Annotated in this window: 19 protein-coding genes; 12 read left to right on the forward strand and 7 right to left on the reverse strand. The window is 70.0% G+C overall.

The window, feature by feature from the left end:
• The first annotated feature begins 51 nt into the window (after window positions 1–51).
• From aroC to aroB, 3 genes are read left to right on the forward strand one after another with little or no spacing between them, the layout of a single operon-like run.
• Window positions 52–1,230 carry a chorismate synthase gene (aroC, locus tag ABT061_RS13760; RefSeq protein ID WP_350916180.1) on the forward strand — a complete coding sequence of 393 codons (1,179 nt, stop codon included), beginning with the start codon at window positions 52–54 and terminating at the stop codon, window positions 1,228–1,230.
• A 40-nt stretch (window positions 1,231–1,270) separates the two neighbouring features.
• A complete protein-coding gene (locus ABT061_RS13765; protein WP_350916182.1) occupies window positions 1,271–1,774 on the forward strand; it encodes a shikimate kinase in 504 nt (167 codons plus the stop codon).
• Window positions 1,771–2,847 (forward strand): 3-dehydroquinate synthase, encoded by a 1,077-nt coding sequence (aroB, locus tag ABT061_RS13770; RefSeq protein WP_350916184.1) that lies wholly within the window; start codon window positions 1,771–1,773, stop codon window positions 2,845–2,847. The genes ABT061_RS13765 and aroB overlap by 4 nt, the downstream gene beginning before the upstream one ends.
• A gap of 185 nt (window positions 2,848–3,032) precedes the next feature.
• Here the strand turns inward: aroB and ABT061_RS13775 are convergent, their stop codons facing one another.
• The gene (locus ABT061_RS13775; protein ID WP_350916186.1) at window positions 3,033–5,120 is read right to left on the reverse strand and encodes an ATP-dependent DNA helicase; all 2,088 of its coding nucleotides are present in this window, start codon (window positions 5,118–5,120) and stop codon (window positions 3,033–3,035) included.
• Window positions 5,121–5,392: 272 nt separating this feature from the next.
• Here ABT061_RS13775 and ABT061_RS13780 point away from each other — a divergent pair, with 272 nt between their 5' ends.
• The 3 genes from ABT061_RS13780 (at window position 5,393) to ABT061_RS13790 (ending at window position 9,081) form a co-directional block, all read left to right on the forward strand.
• Window positions 5,393–5,734, forward strand: a complete 342-nt coding sequence (locus tag ABT061_RS13780; RefSeq protein ID WP_350916188.1) for a zinc ribbon domain-containing protein — start codon at window positions 5,393–5,395, stop codon at window positions 5,732–5,734.
• 335 nt (window positions 5,735–6,069) lie between these two features.
• Window positions 6,070–7,317, forward strand: coding sequence for a hypothetical protein (locus ABT061_RS13785; RefSeq protein WP_350916190.1), 1,248 nt, complete (start codon window positions 6,070–6,072; stop codon window positions 7,315–7,317).
• Window positions 7,318–7,497: 180 nt separating this feature from the next.
• A complete protein-coding gene (locus ABT061_RS13790; RefSeq protein WP_350916192.1) occupies window positions 7,498–9,081 on the forward strand; it encodes a Na+/H+ antiporter in 1,584 nt (527 codons plus the stop codon).
• Between the two features lie 6 nt (window positions 9,082–9,087).
• Here ABT061_RS13790 and ABT061_RS13795 read toward each other — a convergent pair whose 3' ends face one another.
• The gene (locus ABT061_RS13795; protein WP_350916193.1) at window positions 9,088–9,513 is read right to left on the reverse strand and encodes a hypothetical protein; all 426 of its coding nucleotides are present in this window, start codon (window positions 9,511–9,513) and stop codon (window positions 9,088–9,090) included.
• Between the two features lie 113 nt (window positions 9,514–9,626).
• Window positions 9,627–9,884 (reverse strand): ubiquitin carboxyl-terminal hydrolase 14, encoded by a 258-nt coding sequence (locus tag ABT061_RS13800; protein WP_350916195.1) that lies wholly within the window; start codon window positions 9,882–9,884, stop codon window positions 9,627–9,629.
• Window positions 9,885–10,016: 132 nt separating this feature from the next.
• On the opposite strand from ABT061_RS13800, the gene ABT061_RS13805 reads away from it, so the two are divergent.
• From ABT061_RS13805 to ABT061_RS13815, 3 genes are all read left to right on the forward strand, one after another.
• Window positions 10,017–10,418 carry a DUF8711 family protein gene (locus ABT061_RS13805; protein ID WP_350916197.1) on the forward strand — a complete coding sequence of 134 codons (402 nt, stop codon included), beginning with the start codon at window positions 10,017–10,019 and terminating at the stop codon, window positions 10,416–10,418.
• 69 nt (window positions 10,419–10,487) lie between these two features.
• Entirely contained in the window at window positions 10,488–10,829 is a 342-nt protein-coding gene (locus ABT061_RS13810; RefSeq protein ID WP_350916199.1) for a YidH family protein, read from the forward strand.
• Window positions 10,826–11,158, forward strand: coding sequence for a DUF202 domain-containing protein (locus tag ABT061_RS13815; RefSeq protein ID WP_350916201.1), 333 nt, complete (start codon window positions 10,826–10,828; stop codon window positions 11,156–11,158). The genes ABT061_RS13810 and ABT061_RS13815 overlap by 4 nt, the downstream gene beginning before the upstream one ends.
• A 362-nt stretch (window positions 11,159–11,520) precedes the next feature.
• Here the strand turns inward: ABT061_RS13815 and ABT061_RS13820 are convergent, their stop codons facing one another.
• Window positions 11,521–12,642 carry a ferritin-like domain-containing protein gene (locus ABT061_RS13820; RefSeq protein WP_350916203.1) on the reverse strand — a complete coding sequence of 374 codons (1,122 nt, stop codon included), beginning with the start codon at window positions 12,640–12,642 and terminating at the stop codon, window positions 11,521–11,523.
• Window positions 12,643–12,735: 93 nt separating this feature from the next.
• Between ABT061_RS13820 and ABT061_RS13825 the strand changes: the two genes are divergently transcribed.
• Window positions 12,736–13,368 (forward strand): TetR/AcrR family transcriptional regulator C-terminal domain-containing protein, encoded by a 633-nt coding sequence (locus ABT061_RS13825; RefSeq protein WP_350916205.1) that lies wholly within the window; start codon window positions 12,736–12,738, stop codon window positions 13,366–13,368.
• A 66-nt stretch (window positions 13,369–13,434) separates the two neighbouring features.
• On the opposite strand, the gene ABT061_RS13830 is transcribed toward ABT061_RS13825, so the two are convergent.
• Window positions 13,435–13,929, reverse strand: coding sequence for an aggregation-promoting factor C-terminal-like domain-containing protein (locus ABT061_RS13830; RefSeq protein ID WP_030923427.1), 495 nt, complete (start codon window positions 13,927–13,929; stop codon window positions 13,435–13,437).
• Window positions 13,930–14,278: 349 nt separating this feature from the next.
• Complete coding sequence (locus ABT061_RS13835; protein WP_350916207.1) at window positions 14,279–14,671, reverse strand: aggregation-promoting factor C-terminal-like domain-containing protein; 393 nt, start codon at window positions 14,669–14,671, stop codon at window positions 14,279–14,281.
• Between the two features lie 221 nt (window positions 14,672–14,892).
• Here ABT061_RS13835 and ABT061_RS13840 point away from each other — a divergent pair, with 221 nt between their 5' ends.
• Window positions 14,893–15,378: a glutathione peroxidase gene (locus ABT061_RS13840; RefSeq protein ID WP_350916209.1), complete on the forward strand. Its 486-nt coding sequence runs from the start codon at window positions 14,893–14,895 to the stop codon at window positions 15,376–15,378.
• Here ABT061_RS13840 and ABT061_RS13845 read toward each other — a convergent pair.
• Complete coding sequence (locus ABT061_RS13845) at window positions 15,350–16,348, reverse strand: LacI family DNA-binding transcriptional regulator (RefSeq protein WP_350916211.1); 999 nt, start codon at window positions 16,346–16,348, stop codon at window positions 15,350–15,352. The genes ABT061_RS13840 and ABT061_RS13845 overlap by 29 nt on opposite strands.
• Before the next feature lie 176 nt (window positions 16,349–16,524).
• Between ABT061_RS13845 and ABT061_RS13850 the strand changes: the two genes are divergently transcribed.
• Complete coding sequence (locus ABT061_RS13850; protein ID WP_350916213.1) at window positions 16,525–17,745, forward strand: ABC transporter ATP-binding protein; 1,221 nt, start codon at window positions 16,525–16,527, stop codon at window positions 17,743–17,745.
• Window positions 17,746–17,854: the final 109 nt, after the last annotated feature.

Below are 17,854 nucleotides of genomic sequence, written 5' to 3' on the forward strand. Positions count from 1 at the left end.
CTCCGTGAACCGGGGCCATTCCAGTGGGCGACACGTGGAAGACTTGTCAGCATGTTGCGTTGGTTGACCGCCGGAGAGTCTCACGGCCCCGAACTCGTCGCGATCCTGGAAGGCCTGCCCGCGGGGGTGGAGGTGACCACCGCCCAGCTGGACGAGGCGCTGCGCCGTCGCCGCCTCGGTTACGGTCGCGGGGCACGGATGAAGTTCGAGCAGGACGTCGTTACCATCGTGGGCGGGGTCCGCCACGGCCGCACGCTCGGCAGTCCCGTCGCCATCCGGGTGGGCAACACCGAGTGGCCCAAGTGGGAGACGGTCATGGCGGCCGACCCCGTCGACCCGGCCGTGCTGGAGGGGCAGGCGCGCAACGCGCCGCGCTCCCGCCCTCGCCCCGGCCACGCCGACCTCGCGGGCATGCAGAAGTACGGCTTCGACGACGCCCGCCCGGTGCTCGACCGGGCCAGTGCCCGGGAGACCGCGGCCCGTGTCGCGCTCGGCCAGGTGGCGCGGAGCTTCCTCAAGCAGGCCCTCGGCGTCGACATCGTCAGCCACGTCGTCTCGATCGGCGGGGCGGCGACCACCCCTGGTGTCATCCCCGGCCCCGGTGACCTGGCGGCGATCGACGCCGACCCGGTGCGCTGCGCCGATCCGGAGGGCAGTGCGGCGATGGTCGCCGAGATCGACAAGGCGCACAAGGACGGCGACACCCTCGGCGGCGTCGTCGAGGTGGTCGCCTACGGCCTGCCGCCGGGCCTGGGCAGCTACACCCACTGGGACCGCCGGCTCGACGCCCGCCTCGCGGCCGGCCTGATGGGCATCCAGGCGATCAAGGGTGTCGCCGTCGGCGACGGCTTCGAGACGGCCCGCCGCCCCGGCTCCCTGGCCCACGACGAGATCGAGAACACCGCGGACGGCATCCGCCGGATCACCAACCGGGCCGGTGGCGTCGAGGGCGGCATGACCAACGGCGAGCCGCTGCGCGTCAGTGCGGCGATGAAGCCGATCTCCACGGTCCCCAGGGCGCTGGCCACCGTCGACGTGCTGACCGGCGAGGCGGCCAAGGCCCACCACGAGCGCTCGGACGTGTGCGCGGTCCCGGCCGCCGCGATCGTCGCCGAGGCCATGGTGGCGCTGATCCTGGCCGACGCCGCGATCGAGAAGTTCGGCGGAGACTCCGTCGAGGAGGTCGCCCGCAACCTGTCCGGCTACCTCTCCTCGTTGGTGATCAAGTGAGCGGGCGCCAGGCCGGCGAGCCGCGGTCCAAGGAGGCCGGATGAGTCCCCGTGCAGTACTGATCGGCCCTCCGGGGTCGGGCAAGTCGACCATCGGACAGCTCCTGGCCGACCGGCTCGGGGTCGCCTTCCGCGACACCGACACCGACGTCGAGCTCACGGCGGGCAAGCCGGTGAGCGACATCTTCATCGAGGACGGCGAGGAGATCTTCCGCGAGCTGGAAGCCGACGCCGTACGGCGGGCGCTGGCCGAGCACGACGGCGTGCTCTCCCTCGGTGGCGGCGCGATCCTCGCCGAGGCCACCTGCGAGCTGCTGGCCGACCATCCGGTGGTCTACCTGGAGGTCGGTCTCTCCAACGCCGTCCAGCGGGTGGGCCTGGCCTCGGCGCGGCCGTTGCTCGTGCTGAACCCGCGCAGCCGGCTGAAGAAGCTGATGGACGCCCGTCGTCCCATCTACGAGAAGCTGGCCAGGATCGTCGTGGTGACCGACGAGCGCGAGCCCGGCCAGATCGTCGACGAGATCGTGAGAGGCCTGGAGCCATGACGATCTCCAGGATCAAGGTCGCCGGCGAGAGCCCGTACGACGTGGTGGTCGGCACCGGAGTGCTCGGCGAGCTGCCCGGCCTGCTCGGGCCGAAGGTCCGCACCGTCGCCGTGATCCACCCCGAGAGCCTGCCGGAGATCGCCCGCCCGGTCTGCGGCGCGATCGAGGCGGCCGGGTACGAGGTGGTCCCGTTGCCGGTGCCCGACGCCGAGCGTGCCAAGACCGTCGAGGTGGCCGCAGGGCTCTGGTCGGCCTTCGGCCGCGCGGGCATCACCCGGTCCGACGCCGTGGTCGGCGTCGGCGGGGGGGCGACCACCGACCTGGCGGGGTTCGCCGCCGCCACCTGGCTGCGCGGTGTCAAGGTGGTGCAGGTGCCGACGACACTGCTCGGCATGGTCGACGCGGCCGTGGGCGGCAAGACCGGTATCAACACCCCCGAGGGCAAGAACCTGGTCGGGTCCTTCCACCCGCCGGCGGGGGTCCTGTGCGACCTGGCCACCCTGGTCTCGGTGCCCCGCGACGACTACGTGGGCGGCCTCGCGGAGATCATCAAGGGTGGTTTCATCGCGGACCCGAAGATCCTCTCGCTCATCGAGGACGACCCCGAGGGGGCCAGGCTCCCCGAGGGGCGGCACACCCGCGAGCTGATCGAGCGCAAGATCCAGGTCAAGGCCGACGTCGTCGGCGCCGACCTGCGCGAGGGCGGCCTGCGGGAGATCCTCAACTACGGCCACACCCTGGCCCACGCCATCGAGCGCGTCGAGCGGTACCGGATGCGCCACGGCGAGGCCGTCGCGATCGGCATGGTCTACGCGGCTGAGCTGTCTCATCTGGACGGCAGGATCGGCACCGACCTCGTGGAGCGGACCAGGTCCATTCTGACCTCGGTCGGGCTGCCCACCGCCTACCGCCGCGAGGCCTGGCCCGAGCTCCGCGACCACATGCGCCTCGACAAGAAGAGCCGCGGTGCCACGCTGCGCTTCGTCCTCCTGGACGACCTGGCGAAGGTGTCCTCGCTGTCGGACCCCTCGGAGGAGCTTCTCGAAGCCGCCTACCGGGAGATCGCCCGGTGAGCTTCACGACACCGGTGCTCCCGGCGGGTATCGCGGGCCTCGGCCTGAGGTCGTACCTGCCGGCCCTGCACGCCGTCGCCGAGAGCACCTCCTGAATCCGGGCGACTCGGAACTTCCCGCGCTCCGGCGGCCGCACCCGGCCCCCGGCGATCCCGGTGCCGGGGTCGCCGGGGGCCGGGGCGGTTTCAGGAGGCGCTGAGGCGTTTGAGGGCGCTGCGGACCTTCGCCGGGTCGTTCGTGGGCCAGAAGGGCGGCAGGGAGTCGCGCAGGAACCCGGCGTAGCGGGCCGTCGCCAGCCGCGGGTCCAGCACCGCGACCACCCCCTTGTCGTGCTGGCTGCGGAGCAGGCGGCCCGCGCCCTGTGCGAGGAGCAGCGCGGCGTGGGTGGCGGCGACCGACATGAACCCGTTGCCGCCCTTGGCGGCCACGTGGCGCTGGCGAGCGGAGCTGAGCGGGTCGTCCGGGCGGGGGAAGGGGATGCGGTCGATGATGACCAGGCGCAGCGAGGGGCCGGGGACGTCGACGCCCTGCCAGAGGGAGAGCGTGCCGAACAGGCAGGTCGGCTCGTCCTCGGCGAACTGCTTGACCAGCAGCATCGTGGAGTCGTCGCCCTGGCAGAGCAGCGGCACGCTCAGCCGGTCGCGCAGGGCCTCGGTGGCCGCCTTGGCGGCCCGCATCGAGGAGAACAGGCCGAGAGTGCGGCCCCCCGCGGCTTCGATCAGCTCGGTGATCTCGTCGATGTAGGCCTCGGGCAGGCCGTCACGGCCCGGCTGGGGCAGGTGCTTGGCGACGTAGAGGATGCCGCTGCGGGGGTGGTCGAAGGGGGAGCCGACGTCGATGCCGTTCCAGCCGGCCCGGCTCTTGCCGGCCTTCTTCCCGGACTTGGGGGCGGCGCGCTCCTCGCCCGTCTCGTCCTCCTCGGCCGGCTTCCCGCCGCCCTCGGCGCCAAGGCCCCACTGGCGGGCCAGCCCGTCGAAGGCGCCGCCCAGGGCGAGCGTGGCCGAGGTCAGGATGACCGTACGGTCGCCGAAGAGCCTGTCGCGGAGCATGCCCGCCACGGTCAGCGGCGCCACCCGCAGCAGGGGCGGCCGCCGGTCGGTGCCCGCCTCCAGCCAGACCACCTCGGCCCGGTCGATCTCCTCGGCGTGGCCGAAGGCGTCGAGCATGCGCTGCGCGGTGTCGTGTACCTCGTCCAGGGAGGTGAAGGCCGCCTTGCGCAGTCCCGCGCCCTCCGGGTCGTCCTTGTCGCCGGTGCGCGGGCCAAGGGCGGTGATGCACGCCCACGCCGAGTCGCGGATCAGGGCGAGCGTCAGCCCGAGCACATCGGGAAGCTCGTCGAGGCGCCCGGCGGGGGCGGCGGCGAGGAGGGCCCTGAGGTCCTCTCCGGCCTCCATGAGCCGGTCGGCCAGGTGCTGCTCGATGAGCTTGCCGACCCGCCGCACGGCCACCGTGACCATGGTCTCCGACAGCTCGCCGCTGACCACCGAGGTGACGCGGTCGACCAGCTCGTGAGCCTCGTCGACCACGACCACCTCGTGCTCGGGCAGGAGCGGGAAGTCCTCCATCGCGTCGATGGCGAGCAGCGCGTGGTTGGTCACGACCACGTCGGACTCGCCGGCGCGGGCGCGGGCCAGTTCGGCGAAGCACTCCATGCCACTCGGGCAGCGCGTGGCTCCCAGGCACTCCCTGGCGCTGACCGAGAACTGGCGCCAGGCCTGCTCGTTGACGCCGGGGACCAGCTCGTCGCGGTCACCGGTCTCGGTCTCGTTCGACCACTCCTGGATGCGCTGGACCATCCGGCCCGTCGCGTTGACCTCCCGGGGGTCGAAGAGCTGGTCCTGCTCCTCGTCGGGCCACCCCGCGCTCGCCTTGTAGCGGCACAGGTAGTTGCGGCGGCCCTTGAGGATCGCGAACGTGGGCTCGTGCGGCAGCTGTGGGGCGAGGGCCTTGGCGAGGCGGGGCAGGTCACGGTCGACGAGCTGGCGCTGGAGCGCGATGGTGGCGGTGGAGACGACCACGGCTCCCTTGGAGGTCATCGCGTGCCTGATCGAGGGGATCAGGTAGGCCAGCGACTTGCCGGTGCCGGTGCCCGCCTGGACGGCCAGGTGGTCGCCCGACTCGATCGCGTGCTGCACCGCCCTCACCATGGTGATCTGTCCGGGGCGTTCGACCCCGCCCACCGCCTCGACGGCGGTGCTCAGCAGGTCCTCAACCGGGGGGATGTCCACCTTTGAGGAGACGTCTTCGGGAGCGGTGATGGAGTCGGTCGGCACGACAGCCAACCGTACCGGCTCGCTCCGACAAGCGTGGCGGCTCCGGCGGGAGCGGTGCGTCCCCGCCTTCCTCGGTCCTGTCGTGATCCACCGGCTGACTCCGGCACGTGTCACAGGTCCTGCTCCCGGTTCGGAAAGACGACCTGCCGGACCCTTCCGGGTGCTTTCACGTTCGGTCATCGGAATCGCCGGATGGAGGCCCCGTCGTTCACGGCGGGGAGGAAACGCGGAAAACGATGCCGTCCGGTGGCGGTGAGTGACAGACTCGGTACGTGCTGGTGACGGAAATGCTCAAGCTCGCGCCCTCGCCTGAGCAGGAGCAAGGGCAGGGGCAGGGGCAGGGGCAGCGTGCCGACCTGCACTCGTGGGATTTCCCTCGACTGCGGACGTTCGTGACGTGCAAAGCGGTTTCGGCCGGGGTGGCGGTGCGGCCGGTGGATTCGCGTGACACCTCCCGCACCTGCCCGGGGGGCGGCCACATCGACAAACGGAATCGTCCTACCCGGGATGACTTTCGTGGTGTTTCGTGCGGGCTCGCCGGCCCGGTGGATTACTTCGCGGCGATCGATATCGGTCGCCGGGCGGTGCGTCACGCTGCCGGCGACGCGGCCTGAACCGTCGAATCCATCGACGGCGAGAAACCACGGGCTCGGCCCCCGGGACAGAGAAGCTGACCTGGGCGTATGGCCTTCCCCTTGTGAGGGTCAAGCCTGGGGGGACATCTGGGCCCTGGAGCAGGTTCCCCCGCTCTTGAGCTTACGCTCGGATATAGTCCCCTTTAGGTGTTCTATTGCGTACCCTTTGCTCGTTAGGCGGTGACCGAGAGTGATGGTCGGCGTGACGGTGTCCGCCGCGATTGCACCGCGATTGCACCGCGTGAGGTGCGATTGCCCTGCAAAGTCCCTGCTCGAACTGGATGTTTGGGGCGTTTGAGTACATTATGTCCTCCATGTCGGAAGTTGTCCCGTTGCCGTCGTTCGGCGAGGTGTTCTTTGACGAGCGTGGCCAGGAGCGGGTGCTCCGGGTCACCTGGCACGAAGGCACGCTGGTGCTGAGCCTGTGGCGTGGCGAGATGTGCACCGCGAGTTTCCGCATGCCCATGAACGACGTGGGGCGGCTGGTCGACACCCTTGACGAGGGCTTCGTCCAAGCCGGTGGGCAGTACCCCGACGAGGTGGGCGAGCCCGTTCACACCGAGCAGCAGATCCACAGCGAGTATCCCGGCACCGGTCAGTACGCCAGACCTCGGCCCGAGGACTACGCCCAGCCCCAGCAGTATCCCGACCCGGCCGGTCACGTCCCCGTGCCGGACGAGCCCCGCCAGGCCGCCGCGCTCGGGCCGAACGACGTGCTCGTCGCGCGGGGAGTGGTGCCTCCGCCGGATCGGCCCGACTGGTCTCAGGATCGGATGGCGCCGGGGCACGGCTCCGCCGACGCCGTGCCGCGCGAGAACATGATCGTGAACGACGCCCTGCCCTACGGGCAGCCGCAGTCCTTCGATCCGCTCGGTACGGGCCCGGTGCCCGGCGAGGCCGCCTACCAGATGCCGGGCGACCGCTATCCGCCCGCGCAGCAGCCCGCTCCGTACGGCGCCCAGCAGCCGGACCCCTACGGCACGCCCGCGCAGCAGCCCGCCGACCGGTTCGGCGCCCAGCAGCCCGATCCGTACGGCGTGCCGCCCCAGCAGCGGCCCGTCGACCCGTTCGCGTCGCACGCCGACCAGTTCCCCAACCCCGCCCGCCGGCCGGATCCCGACCCCTACGGGCAGGGGCAGCAGAACTCGACGGACCCCTTCGGGTTCGCCGCCCAGCAGCAGGCCGGGGGCCACGGGACCCAGCAACCCGACCCGTACGGCTACCCGGCCCCCGCGCAGCCGGATCCCTACGCGTTCGGCACCGCGCAGCCGCACCAGGCCGGTCACCCCGCCGACCTCCGAGACCTGTACGGCTCGCCACCCGCCTACCCGCAGCAGGACGTCGATCCGTCCGACCCGCTGGGCCTGGGAGGCCAGTCCGCACCCGACCAGAGGCTGCCGCGCCCCTACCTCCAGGACCCGCCGCACTCCACGGGCGAGAGACTCCGCCCCGAACAGGGCTACGACGACCGGTACGACCGCCGTCGTGACGAGCACCAGTACGACGACAGGCGCCGCGAGGGCCGGCGCCGCGACGATCGGGAAGAACGCCGGGAGTGGTGACCCTCCAGGGGATGTGAGTTCCCCGGAGGGGGGTTCCGTCGTGTCCCGGGCGCGAGATCCACGTCTGGAGGTAGCGTCGTCCTGGCCGCCGGGGGCGAAACCCGGCGCTCCGCTGTTGCGGGTGGTTCGCGAGGCGCGCGGAGGCATGGAAGCCGATCGATCCCTACCGGGCGGGGTGGCGTGGACCAGTCGACCGTGGTGCAGACGCTGGCTGTGTCCGTCCTCGGCATCGCGGTGGCCGCGGTCGCCAGGCGCAGGGGGTGGCCGGCGCCGCTGCTGCTGGTGCTCGCGGGCCTGGTGCTGTCGCCCGTCCTCCCCGAGTACGAGCTCGACCCCGACCTGGTCCTGCTGGTCTTCCTGCCCCCGCTGCTCTACTCGGCGGCGGTCGACAGCTCCTACCTGAGGCTCAAGGACTTCCGCAGGCCGATCGGGCTGCTCTCGATCGGCTTGGTGCTGTTCACCACGCTGGTCATCGGGTGGATCACCCACCTGCTCCTGCCCGAGCTGCCGCCGGCCGCCGCGTTCGCGCTGGGCGCGATCGTGGCCCCGCCCGACGCGGTCGCCGCCGTCGCCGTGGCCCGCAGGCTCGGGCTGCCCCGCAAGACGGTCACCATCCTGGTGGGGGAGAGCCTGTTCAACGACGCCACCGCGCTCACCGCCTACCGGGTGGCGGTCGCGGCCGCGCTGGGCGGGGGCATCACCTGGCCGGAGGTCACCGCCGACTTCGCCCGGTCCGCGGTGGGCGGCGTGCTGATGGGCCTCGGGCTCGCCTGGATCCTGGCCCGGGTGCTGATCCGGTTGCGCGACCCGCTCATCGAGAACACCGTCATGCTGCTCGTCCCGTTCGCCGTCTACCTGGCGGCCGAGAGCGTGCACGTCTCCGGTGTGATCGTCGTGGTGATCGTCGGGCTCTACATCGGCCATCGCCTGCCCAGGGCGGGCTTCAGTACCCGGCTGCTGTCCGAGGCGGTCTGGCGGGTCCTCGGGTTCTTCCTGGAGACGATCGTCTTCGCGCTGATCGGCCTGCAGTTCTGGCCGATCATGAGAGGGCTGGAGTGGGCCAACCCGTGGAAGCTCGCCGGGATGGCGCTGGTCGTCTTCGCCGCCGTGGTGGTCACCAGGGCGCTCTGGGTCGTGCCCAGCCTCTACCTGCCCCGGATGCTGTCCGCGAAGATCCGCGAGAGCGAGCCCCACGCGCCGTCCTGGAAGCAGGTGACCATCGTGAGCTGGGCGGGCATGCGCGGAGTGGTCTCCCTCGCCGCGGCCTTCGCCATTCCGCAGACCCTGCGGGGCCGCGACCTGCTGCTCTTTCTCACCTTCTCGGTGGTGATCGGCACCCTCCTGCTCCAGGGCCTGACGTTCCCGGCGCTGATCCGCAGGTTGAAGATCTCCAACGAACGGGAGATCTACACCGACAACCTGGCCGAGGCGGCCGCCCAGCAGGCGGCCACCTCCGCCTCGCTGGCCCGGCTGGACGAGCTGGTGGGCGAGGGCGTCGACGAGGTCTATCGGGAGGTCGTCGACCAGCTCAGGGCACGTGCCGAGCGCCGTACTCTCGCCGCCTGGGAGCGACTGGGCAGCGGCACGGGACCACAGGGGGAGGAGACGCCCAGCACGGTCTACCGGCGGCTCCGCCGTGAGATGCTGGTGGTCGAGCGCGAGGTTTTCGTACGCCTCCGCGACGAGCGGCGCATCGACGACGAGGTGCTCCGCCGGGTTCTCCACGAGATCGACTTCGAGGAGGCCATTCTGGAGCGCGACTAGCCTCTGTCAGCCGCCCTGGGTGTAGACGGTCTTCCATCGCGAGCACCGCCCGGTCGGCCGTGCGGAGGTGCCCCGGCAGGTCCTCGCCTTGATCTGCAGGACCCCGCCGACGTTCTTGCGGAACGTTCCCGGGCCGGGAACGCAGTTGTAGTAGGACGCCGTGTGCCACCGGCCGTTCCGAGCGCTCAGGTAACGTATCTGGGCCCACGCGCAGCCCGAGCCACGGGTGTCCTCCAGCGTGCCGTACACGACGAGGCCCGACTGGCCGACGGCGACCTTGCCCCAGGCCGCGGCGAGCCCGTCGGTGGAGTGCAGGGGGCCCCATTTCCAGACCGTGGGGGCGGCGGTGGAGGCCAGCGCCGGGGCCGAACCGCCGAGAGCGAGCGCCGCGGCGGTGGTCAGGCCCAGCAGGACACGAAGACCGGTACGCATGGAGGGGTTCCAAACTCTTGAACATCGTTACATGTCAAGAGATAGGCCCCCGCGCTTGGAAAAGACTTGCGGCTGACATCCCCGCGGGGCGGAGGGACCCCCGCCGCCGCCGGTCAGCCGATGATTTTGTCCACGTAGCACCACCGCCAGTCCTCGCCCGGTTCGAACGAGGCGACGACCGGATGGCCGATCACCGTCGCGTGGGCGGTGGCGTGCTTGTTGGGAGAGGAGTCACAGCAGCCGATGTGCCCGCAGGACAGGCACTTGCGCAGGTGAACCCAGCGATCTCCGGTCGCGAGGCACTCCTCGCACCCCTGCGGTGTGCGTGGCTCCGGGTCCTGGGCCTGCGCGAGATGTTGACAGATCTGCATGGTCTTCCCTTCGTTCGAACACTGACGATCGTACGGCCGGAGCCGCGGTGCGGTCCCCAACGCCTCGCAGTCCGGGTAACGAGCCGGTACGACAGGCGCCTGCCGCACCGGCCCGTTGGGTAGGGTCTGGGCATGCGACCCCTTCCGCGACGAATCCCCGCCCTCGCCGCCTCAGCGCTCGCCGCCGCCCTGATCACCACAGGTTGCTCAGAGATCCAGGAGGTGAGCCAGGGTATCGACAAGGCACAGCAGTGCGTGCAGGCCGCGGGCATCGTCACCGAGACCGTCTCGAAGGTCTCCGGCCTGCTCAACGACCCCGCCGCGATGGAGCAGGCGCTGAAGGACGGGGGCACCAAGCTGGGCGACCTGGCCGACAAGGCGGCCAACACCTCGCTGAAGGAGGCGGCCGACAGCGTCTCCAACACCCTGGAGGGCTTCAACGTCCCCGATGCCAACAGCGCCATCGACACCGCGCAGAAGGTGGCGACCGACTCGGTGCGGTGGGTCGAGCAACTGACCGGCGCCTGCGGATAGCCCTCACCTGCGGAGGCTCCGTCAACCCGGGTTCTCGATGGGGAATGTGGCTGAAATAGCGTCGTTCTCATGAAGCCTCCGGAGCGTGAACCGGACCCCCGGTTCACCCTTGCCAACGAACGCACCTACCTGACCTGGCTGAGCACATCGCTCGCGCTGAGCGCGGGCGGTGTGGCCATGGCCGCGGTCTCCGCCGATGTCTTCGTCCCCTGGATGCGGACCCTGCTCGCGGTGGTCCTGGTGTCGTTGTCGGCTCTGGCGGCCGCGATGGCCTACCCCCGCTGGCGTCGTGTCCAGCATGCCCTGCGCAACTCCGCCCCGCTGCCGCCTCCCGCCCTCGCGCCCCTGTTCGGGTACGGCGTGGCGACGGTCGCGGTGCTCGCCCTGATCCTCATTCTGCTGTCGCGATGAACAGCCCCTGGGACGAGGGCCTGCAGAGCGAGCGGACCCAGCTCGCCTGGATACGTACCAGCGCCATGCTGGCCGTCACCGCCCTGGCCGGTGCGGGCATCGCCCTGCGCGCCGGCACGCCCCTGATAGCGATCATCCCCTTCGTTCCGGCCCTGCTCTGCGCCGGCCTCCTGCTGACCCACACGGGCATCCGGTTCCGCCGCGTCCAGGAGGCGCTCCACCAGAGCCGTCCCCTCGACAACCGGGCCGACGCCCTCATCGCCTGGCTCGGCACCCTTGCCACCGCGGCCGGAGCCATCGCCTTCGTGCTGGCGAGGTTCGGAGAATAGGGACCTCGCGGCGTGTCACGATTGGATGATCCGTCCGGCCGCCCGGCGCCGATCTCGGTGTACCTCGTCGCGAGCTGCGGGCCGTCCGCGCCGACCGGCTCCTCGGCCTGCCGCCGGGGCCCGTGCACGACCGGATCGAGGCGGAGACGAATCACCGCGCCGCGTGGCCGTACGAGATCCTGACCACCCGTGACCGGCGGACCCTGCTGCCCGGCCGGGGCGTCCCCGGCCCGCCGTGCGGCCGTGAAACGGCCCGGCCGGCACCGGAGGCGCCCCGTGAACCGGATCGGGCTCGGTGTCGAGGGCGGGTCCGGGCCGGACCAGGGCCGGATCATGGCCGGATCAGGTCCGGTGGGGGCCGGTCAGGAGCGGGGGTCGCCGCCGAGGGCGACGGTCTCGGCGACCTCCGCGTGGCGCTCGGCCTCCTCGGCGGCGAACCGCTCGGTGTCGAGCTTCTCGGCGATGTCCTCGTCCTGCCGCATCAGCGCATCCAGGCTCTGGCCCGCCATGTCCAGCACGCCCATGTCGGCGTAGGCCTGCTGCAGGCGGGGGCTCCACAGCCCGATGTCCTTGACGCAGGGAACGATGCGGCTGAAGAGCAGCGAGCGGAACAGCTTGAGATATTGGGATTTGTCAACGGATTCCATGGCATCGGCGACCTCGGCCTTGTTCAGGCCCAGGTTCTCCCAGGTCTCCTGGCCGCGCAGCCGGTCGCGCATCAGGTAACAGCCCTCGATGACGAAGTCCTCGCGCTCGCGCAGCTCCGACTCGCTGAGCTGGCGGTAGTAGTCGCGCAGCGCCATCCGGCCGAAGGCCACGTGCCTGGCCTCGTCCTGCATCACGTAGGCGAGGATCTGCTTGGGCAGCGGTTTGGTGGTGATGTCGCGCATCACGCCGAAGGCGGCCAGGGCGAGGCCCTCGATGAGCACCTGCATACCGAGGTAGGGCATGTCCCAGCGGGAGTCGCTCAGCGTGCTGTCGAGCAGCGACTTCAGGTGCGGGTTGATGGGGTAGGCCAGCCCCACCTTCTCCTGGAGGAAGCGGGCGTAGGTCTCGGCGTGGCGGGCCTCGTCCATGGTCTGGGTGGCGGCGTAGAACTTGGAGTCGAGGTCGGGGACCGACTCCACGATCCTGGCCGAGCAGATCATCGCGCCCTGTTCCCCGTGCAGGAACTGGGAGAACTGCCAGGAGGCGCCGTGCAGGCGCACCTCCTTGCGCTGCTTTTCGTCCATCCGCTCCCAGAGCGGGGTGCCGTGGATCGCGATGGTCTCGTCGGGGATGCCGAGCACGTTGTACGGGTCGACCTCCAGGTCCCAGTCGATGCGTTTGACCGAGTCCCACTGCTTGTCCTTGCCCTTCTGGTAAAGGGCGAGCATGCGGTCCCTGCCGTTGTCGTACTCCCAGGTGAAGCGGGCGGCTCCGGCCGCCTCGACGTCCCACGTGGAAAGCTCGGCGGGGATGGTGTAGAGATCGTGTGTCGACATGCGGCCTCCAGAGACGTACACCGTACGTACGCAACGAGCGTGCCACGTACACTGTACGTACGTCAATGGAACCAATGAGGGGACAATGGTCATATGCCTGCCGAGCCACTGTCCCGAGCGCGCATCGTCGCCACGGCGATCGACCTGATCGAGCGGGAAGGCGCCGACGCGGTGTCCATGCGCGCGATCGCCGCCGAACTGGGTGTGGGCGTGATGTCGCTCTACAACCATGTGCCGAACAAGGAGGCGCTGCTGGACGCGGTGGCCGAGAGCGTGCTGTCGCAGATCGAGTTCACCGACGACCCGGACGCCGAATGGACCGACCGGGTGCGCATGCAGGCGCTCGCCTTCCGGCAGATCGCGCATCACTACCCGCGGTGCACGATGGTGGTGGTCAGCCGCCAGCTCCGTTCCACCGCCGGGCTGCTCCCGGTGGAGCGGGCGCTGGCCACGCTGCGCGGCGCGGGCTTCGGGGGCGACGAGGCGGTGCGCGCCCTGCGGGTGTTCATCGCCTACATCGTGGGCTCGCTGCTGAGGGAGGTCGGGGTGACCCCGACGTTCGCCCCGGTGCACCGATCCGACGTCCGCGTCAGCGAGGTCGACCCCCTGCTGTTCCCGCAGGTCGGTGAGCTGGCTCCGGCACTCCACGAGTGCGACCACGAGGCGGAGTTCGCCTTCGGCCTCGAACTGCTCATCCAGGCGATGGCCCTGCAGCTCAAGAGGTGACGCCCGGGACCTCGCGGCCCCGGGCGCCGGAGAGTGTTCCCTTCCCCTGGACACTCTCCATGCGGGTCAGTACCAGTTGCTCGACCGGAAGTGACCCCACGCGCCGCACGGTGACCCGTAGCGGCTCTTGATGTAGCTCAGACCCCAGTGGATCTGCGTGATCGGGTTGTACCGCCAGTCCCCGCCGCTACCGCCCATTTTCGAGCCGGGCAGTGCCTGCGGGATGCCGTACGCCCCCGAGGAGTGGTTGTAGGCGCGGTGGTTCCAGTTGCTCTCCCTGGTCCAGAGGCTGTCCAGGCAGCGGAACTGGCTGTGCGGCCACGCGCGGCGGGAGACGAGACGATAGGCGATCGTCTTGTTCCTGCTCTTGGCGGTCCTCGCGACCGCCTTCACTCTTGGCTTCACCTGGGTGACCCAGGTGAGGCGATGAACGGTTCTCGCCGTCCCTTTCCTGGACGACTCGGCCGTGCTGTCGGCCTGTCCCGACGTCGAGGACCCGACCATCGCCGAGGCGGCGAGAACGGTCACGACTGTGTTGCGCAGAACGCGGTAGCTGTTCACATGGATCCTTGTCCTTGGGCCGCGTGCGGAAGTCGCAGGAGGGCACGTAGGTGCCTCTCGTACGGTCGGCGATCCGGCGCCCGTGGCTCGGGCGGGGAACGTCCGCGCGGTCTCGCCGGCCTGTTTCCGGCATGAGACGCCGCGGCGGTATCTCTAGGCGGCTTTCTAGTACGCGAGAGAGTGTCGGACGACGGATGGGACACGCGAAGGGAAGGTGTTTGCCCGATCTTCTTGATCTACGGGAGATTCGGCGAGGGGCCGGTTACGACCGGCGAATCGCCCATGCGTGGAGACGGTGTGAAAATCACCCCGTCATGGGGTTTCAGATCACCGCTTCGGGATCAGTGGATCAGTACCAGCCCCGCGAGCCGAAGTGCGCCCACGCCCGGCACGGTGATCCGTAGCGCTGCTTGATGTATCCGAGTCCCCATCTGATCTGTGTCCTGGGGTTGGTGCGCCAGTCGCGGCCGGCGCCGGCCATCTTGCCCGCGGGCAGTGCCTGCGGGATTCCGTAAGCCCCCGAGTAGCGGTTGCGGGCGCGGTGGTTCCAGTTGCTCTCCCTGGTCCAGAGTCTGCTGAGGCAGTTGAACTGGGCTCTGCTCCAGCCGTGCGCGGCCACCATCGGCCTGGCGACGGCCTGGTTGCCCGTTCTCGCCGAGGACGCCTGGGCGACCGTGGTGGTGGTGCCGAGGGTGAGCGCCGAGGCGATCATCAGCACACCGGTACGGCGTAGCGTCGACATGGGACTCCCTTGTGCCTTGGGGTTGAGGGACGGCCGCCACGATGCCCGGCGAGCCGCGGCCGGGCCAGTCGACAGTTTCTGTCAGGAGCCATGTCAAAGATCGGTAAGAAAATGATCAAAGCCTTGGTGAGGGGGGCGTCGTCTCACCTGTGGCCTCTATCACATTTCACTTTATGGACGACATAACTCTCAAATGTGACAGGGGGATTAGGGTGCGGAGCATGGGAATCCGTGATACCGCCATCCACACTCTTTCCGACGTGCCCACCACCCTGGCCGAGCTGGCCGGAGAGCGGGCGGTCCTCGTCGTCAACGTCGCTTCCAAATGTGGCCTGACCCCCCAGTACGCCGCTCTCGTTGACCTCCAGCGGACCTACGGCGATCGGGGCTTCACGGTCGTGGGGGTGCCCTGTAACCAGTTCTACGGACAGGAGCCGGGCACCGCGGAGGAGATTCAGGAGTTCTGCTCCACCACCTACGGCGTCGACTTCCCGCTCCTCGCCAAGAGCGAGGTCAACGGCGAGGGCCGGCACCCGCTCTACGACCTGCTCACCCAGACCCCCGACGGCGAGGGCAAGGCCGGCGACGTCGAGTGGAACTTCGAGAAGTTCCTCGTCTCGAAGGACGGGGAGGTGCTCGCCAGGTTCCGGCCGCGCGTCCTGCCCGACGACCCTGCGGTCATCGAGGCGATCGAGAGGTCCCTCTAGCCGCGCAGCTGCCCCTGACGATCAGCTCGGTGGGCAGCAGCACCCCGCGCGGCCGCCTGGTACCGCCGCGCAGCACCAGTTCGGCGGCGCGGTAGCCGATGTCCTGGGCCGGCTGGGCGATCACCGTCAGCGGCGGTGAGCACAGCTCCGCCCAGGGCACGTCGTCGAACATGATCAGAGACAGGTCCCTGGGGATGCGCAGGTCCAGCTCCCTGGCCGCCAGCACCGCCGCCTCGCCCAGCAGGTTTCCCCCCGCCAGCACCGCGGTCAGGTCGGGCCGGTGCTGGAAGAGCCCGGCCGCGGCGGCGTACGCGGAGTCGCGGCTGCCACGGGCGACGACGACCAACTCCTCGTCGACAAGGGGTCCGAGCGCCTGCCGGAAGAAGGACAGGCGCTGTTCCTGCCCGGGGCCGCCCAGGTAGGCGATACGGCGGTGCCCCAGCCCCTTCAGGTAGTCGACCGCGGTCCTGATCCCCGCGCGGTCGTCGGCCAGCACCGCGGGGATGTCGTCGTGCCCGGGGGAGAGCCGGTGCGCGAACACGGTGGTCAGCCCGGCCCGCAGGGTCGGCGCCCAGCCGTCGCCGTCACCGGAGGGGACCGCGATCACCCGGTCCACGCCCTGTTCGAGCAGCGTGCCGATCAGCTCGGCCTCACGCTCGGGATCGTCGCCGGTGGCGCCCAGGATCACCGGCTCTCCCGCCGAGCGCGCGCAGGTGAGCACGCCATCGGCCAGACGGCCGTAGAAGGTGTCGGTGATGTCGGGCAGCAGCAGCCCGATCCCGCCCGAGCGCCGCTGGCGCAGGTTGCGCCCGAGCGCGCTGGGCCGGTAGTCGAGCTGGGCCGCGACGTTCAGCACCCGTTCCCTGGTCTCGGGACTCGCCGATCCACCGGACAGAACCCGGGACACCGTGGCGACCCCCACCCCGGCCGCCTCGGCGACATCCTTGATCGTCGTACGACGCATGTTCATGGAAACGATTCCATCATGCTTTCCGTATTCGATCCAGCGCGAAGCGATAACGACTGCCCTGCTGACAGGCTAGAACCGGCCATCCCCTTGACAGGGGTATCCGTTTCCGGTGAGATGCATGAAAACGTATCCAATATCGGGTGAACACGGGGTTGCCCGAGGCGCTAAGGACTTCCATGGCATCCATCGTTCTCAGCAAAGTCGACAAGATCTACGCGGGCGGCGTCAAAGCCGTGAACGGCCTCGACCTTGAGATCAAGGACGGGGAGTTCATGGTGCTGGTCGGGCCGTCCGGCTGCGGCAAGTCCACCGCCCTGCGCATGATCGCCGGGCTTGAGGACATCAGCGGAGGCGAGATCGCCATCGGCGACCGGGTGGTCAACCACCTGCCTCCGAAGGACCGCGACATCGCCATGGTCTTCCAGAACTACGCGCTCTACCCGCACATGACCGTCGAGGAGAACCTCGCCTTCGGTCTGAAGCTCCGCAAGATGCCCAAGGCGGAGATCGCCAAGCGTGTCAACGAGGCCGCCAAGATGCTCGGCCTCGACCAGTACCTCAAGCGCAAGCCCGCCGCCCTCTCCGGTGGCCAGCGCCAGCGTGTCGCCATGGGCCGCGCCATCGTGCGTGAGCCGCAGGCCTTCCTCATGGACGAGCCGCTCTCCAACCTGGACGCCAAGCTCCGCGTCTCCATGCGGGCCTCCCTCAACACCCTGCACGAGCGCCTGGGCGTGACGACCGTCTACGTCACCCACGACCAGGTCGAGGCCATGACCCTCGGCGACCGCGTCTGCGTGCTCCGCGACGGCCTGCTCCAGCAGGTCGACACCCCGCAGAACCTCTTCGACAAGCCGGTCAACCTGTTCGTCGCCGGCTTCATGGGCTCCCCGTCGATGAACTTCGTCAACGCCGAGCTGGTGCGCGGCGACGGCGGCGCAGCCGTCGCCTTCGCGGGCTTCAATCTGCCGGTGCCGAACGAGACCTTCACCGAGAAGCGCGGCCTTGACCAGTACTTCGGCAAGAAGATCATCCTGGGCATCCGCCCCTCCGACTTCGAGGACTCGGTCGCCGCCAACGGCGCCTCGGGCGGCTGGACCCGCCTGCAGGTCCGCGCCGAGGTCACCGAGGAGCTGGGCTCCGAGATCAACGTGCTCTTCCTGATCGACGCCCCGCCCGTCCAGCACCAGGACACCGTGGCCGCCGCCGACGCCGACGGCGACGAGGAGGCGACGCTGCCGCTGGTGGGCGACAAGTCGCTGTGGACCGCCCGGGTCAACTCCCGCAGCCACGTCCGTCCCGGTCAGAGCGTCGAGCTGGTCGTCGACACGCACAACCTGCACTTCTTCGACCCGGTCTCGGGTCTGGCGATCGGCCACGAGGCCAACACCCGCGTCTGATCGGCCCGGCGGGCCCGGGGCCCGCCCTCGACCACCCTCGCAGGCCGGAAAGGGCCCGCGCCACGACCCCCTCCCGTGGCGCGGGCCCTTTCTGTCGGCAGTGTCAGGC

The sequence above is a fragment of the Streptosporangium sp. NPDC002544 genome (assembly GCF_040295965.1).
Taxonomy (GTDB): domain Bacteria; phylum Actinomycetota; class Actinomycetes; order Streptosporangiales; family Streptosporangiaceae; genus Streptosporangium.

Bases quoted from the DNA above. Each gene is read 5' to 3' on its own strand.
- aroB (WP_350916184.1), top strand. From the start codon at position 1,771: ATGACGATCTCCAGGATCAAGGTCGCCGGCGAGAGCCCGTACGACGTG.
- ABT061_RS13765 (WP_350916182.1), top strand. From the start codon at position 1,271: ATGAGTCCCCGTGCAGTACTGATCGGCCCTCCGGGGTCGGGCAAGTCG.
- ABT061_RS13785 (WP_350916190.1), top strand. From the start codon at position 6,070: ATGTCGGAAGTTGTCCCGTTGCCGTCGTTCGGCGAGGTGTTCTTTGAC.
- ABT061_RS13820 (WP_350916203.1), bottom strand. From the start codon at position 12,642: ATGTCGACACACGATCTCTACACCATCCCCGCCGAGCTTTCCACGTGG.
- aroC (WP_350916180.1), top strand. From the start codon at position 52: ATGTTGCGTTGGTTGACCGCCGGAGAGTCTCACGGCCCCGAACTCGTC.
- ABT061_RS13825 (WP_350916205.1), top strand. From the start codon at position 12,736: ATGCCTGCCGAGCCACTGTCCCGAGCGCGCATCGTCGCCACGGCGATC.
- ABT061_RS13795 (WP_350916193.1), bottom strand. From the start codon at position 9,513: ATGCGTACCGGTCTTCGTGTCCTGCTGGGCCTGACCACCGCCGCGGCG.
- ABT061_RS13805 (WP_350916197.1), top strand. From the start codon at position 10,017: ATGCGACCCCTTCCGCGACGAATCCCCGCCCTCGCCGCCTCAGCGCTC.
- ABT061_RS13810 (WP_350916199.1), top strand. From the start codon at position 10,488: ATGAAGCCTCCGGAGCGTGAACCGGACCCCCGGTTCACCCTTGCCAAC.
- ABT061_RS13840 (WP_350916209.1), top strand. From the start codon at position 14,893: ATGGGAATCCGTGATACCGCCATCCACACTCTTTCCGACGTGCCCACC.
- ABT061_RS13835 (WP_350916207.1), bottom strand. From the start codon at position 14,671: ATGTCGACGCTACGCCGTACCGGTGTGCTGATGATCGCCTCGGCGCTC.
- ABT061_RS13815 (WP_350916201.1), top strand. From the start codon at position 10,826: ATGAACAGCCCCTGGGACGAGGGCCTGCAGAGCGAGCGGACCCAGCTC.
- ABT061_RS13800 (WP_350916195.1), bottom strand. From the start codon at position 9,884: ATGCAGATCTGTCAACATCTCGCGCAGGCCCAGGACCCGGAGCCACGC.
- ABT061_RS13850 (WP_350916213.1), top strand. From the start codon at position 16,525: ATGGCATCCATCGTTCTCAGCAAAGTCGACAAGATCTACGCGGGCGGC.
- ABT061_RS13845 (WP_350916211.1), bottom strand. From the start codon at position 16,348: ATGAACATGCGTCGTACGACGATCAAGGATGTCGCCGAGGCGGCCGGG.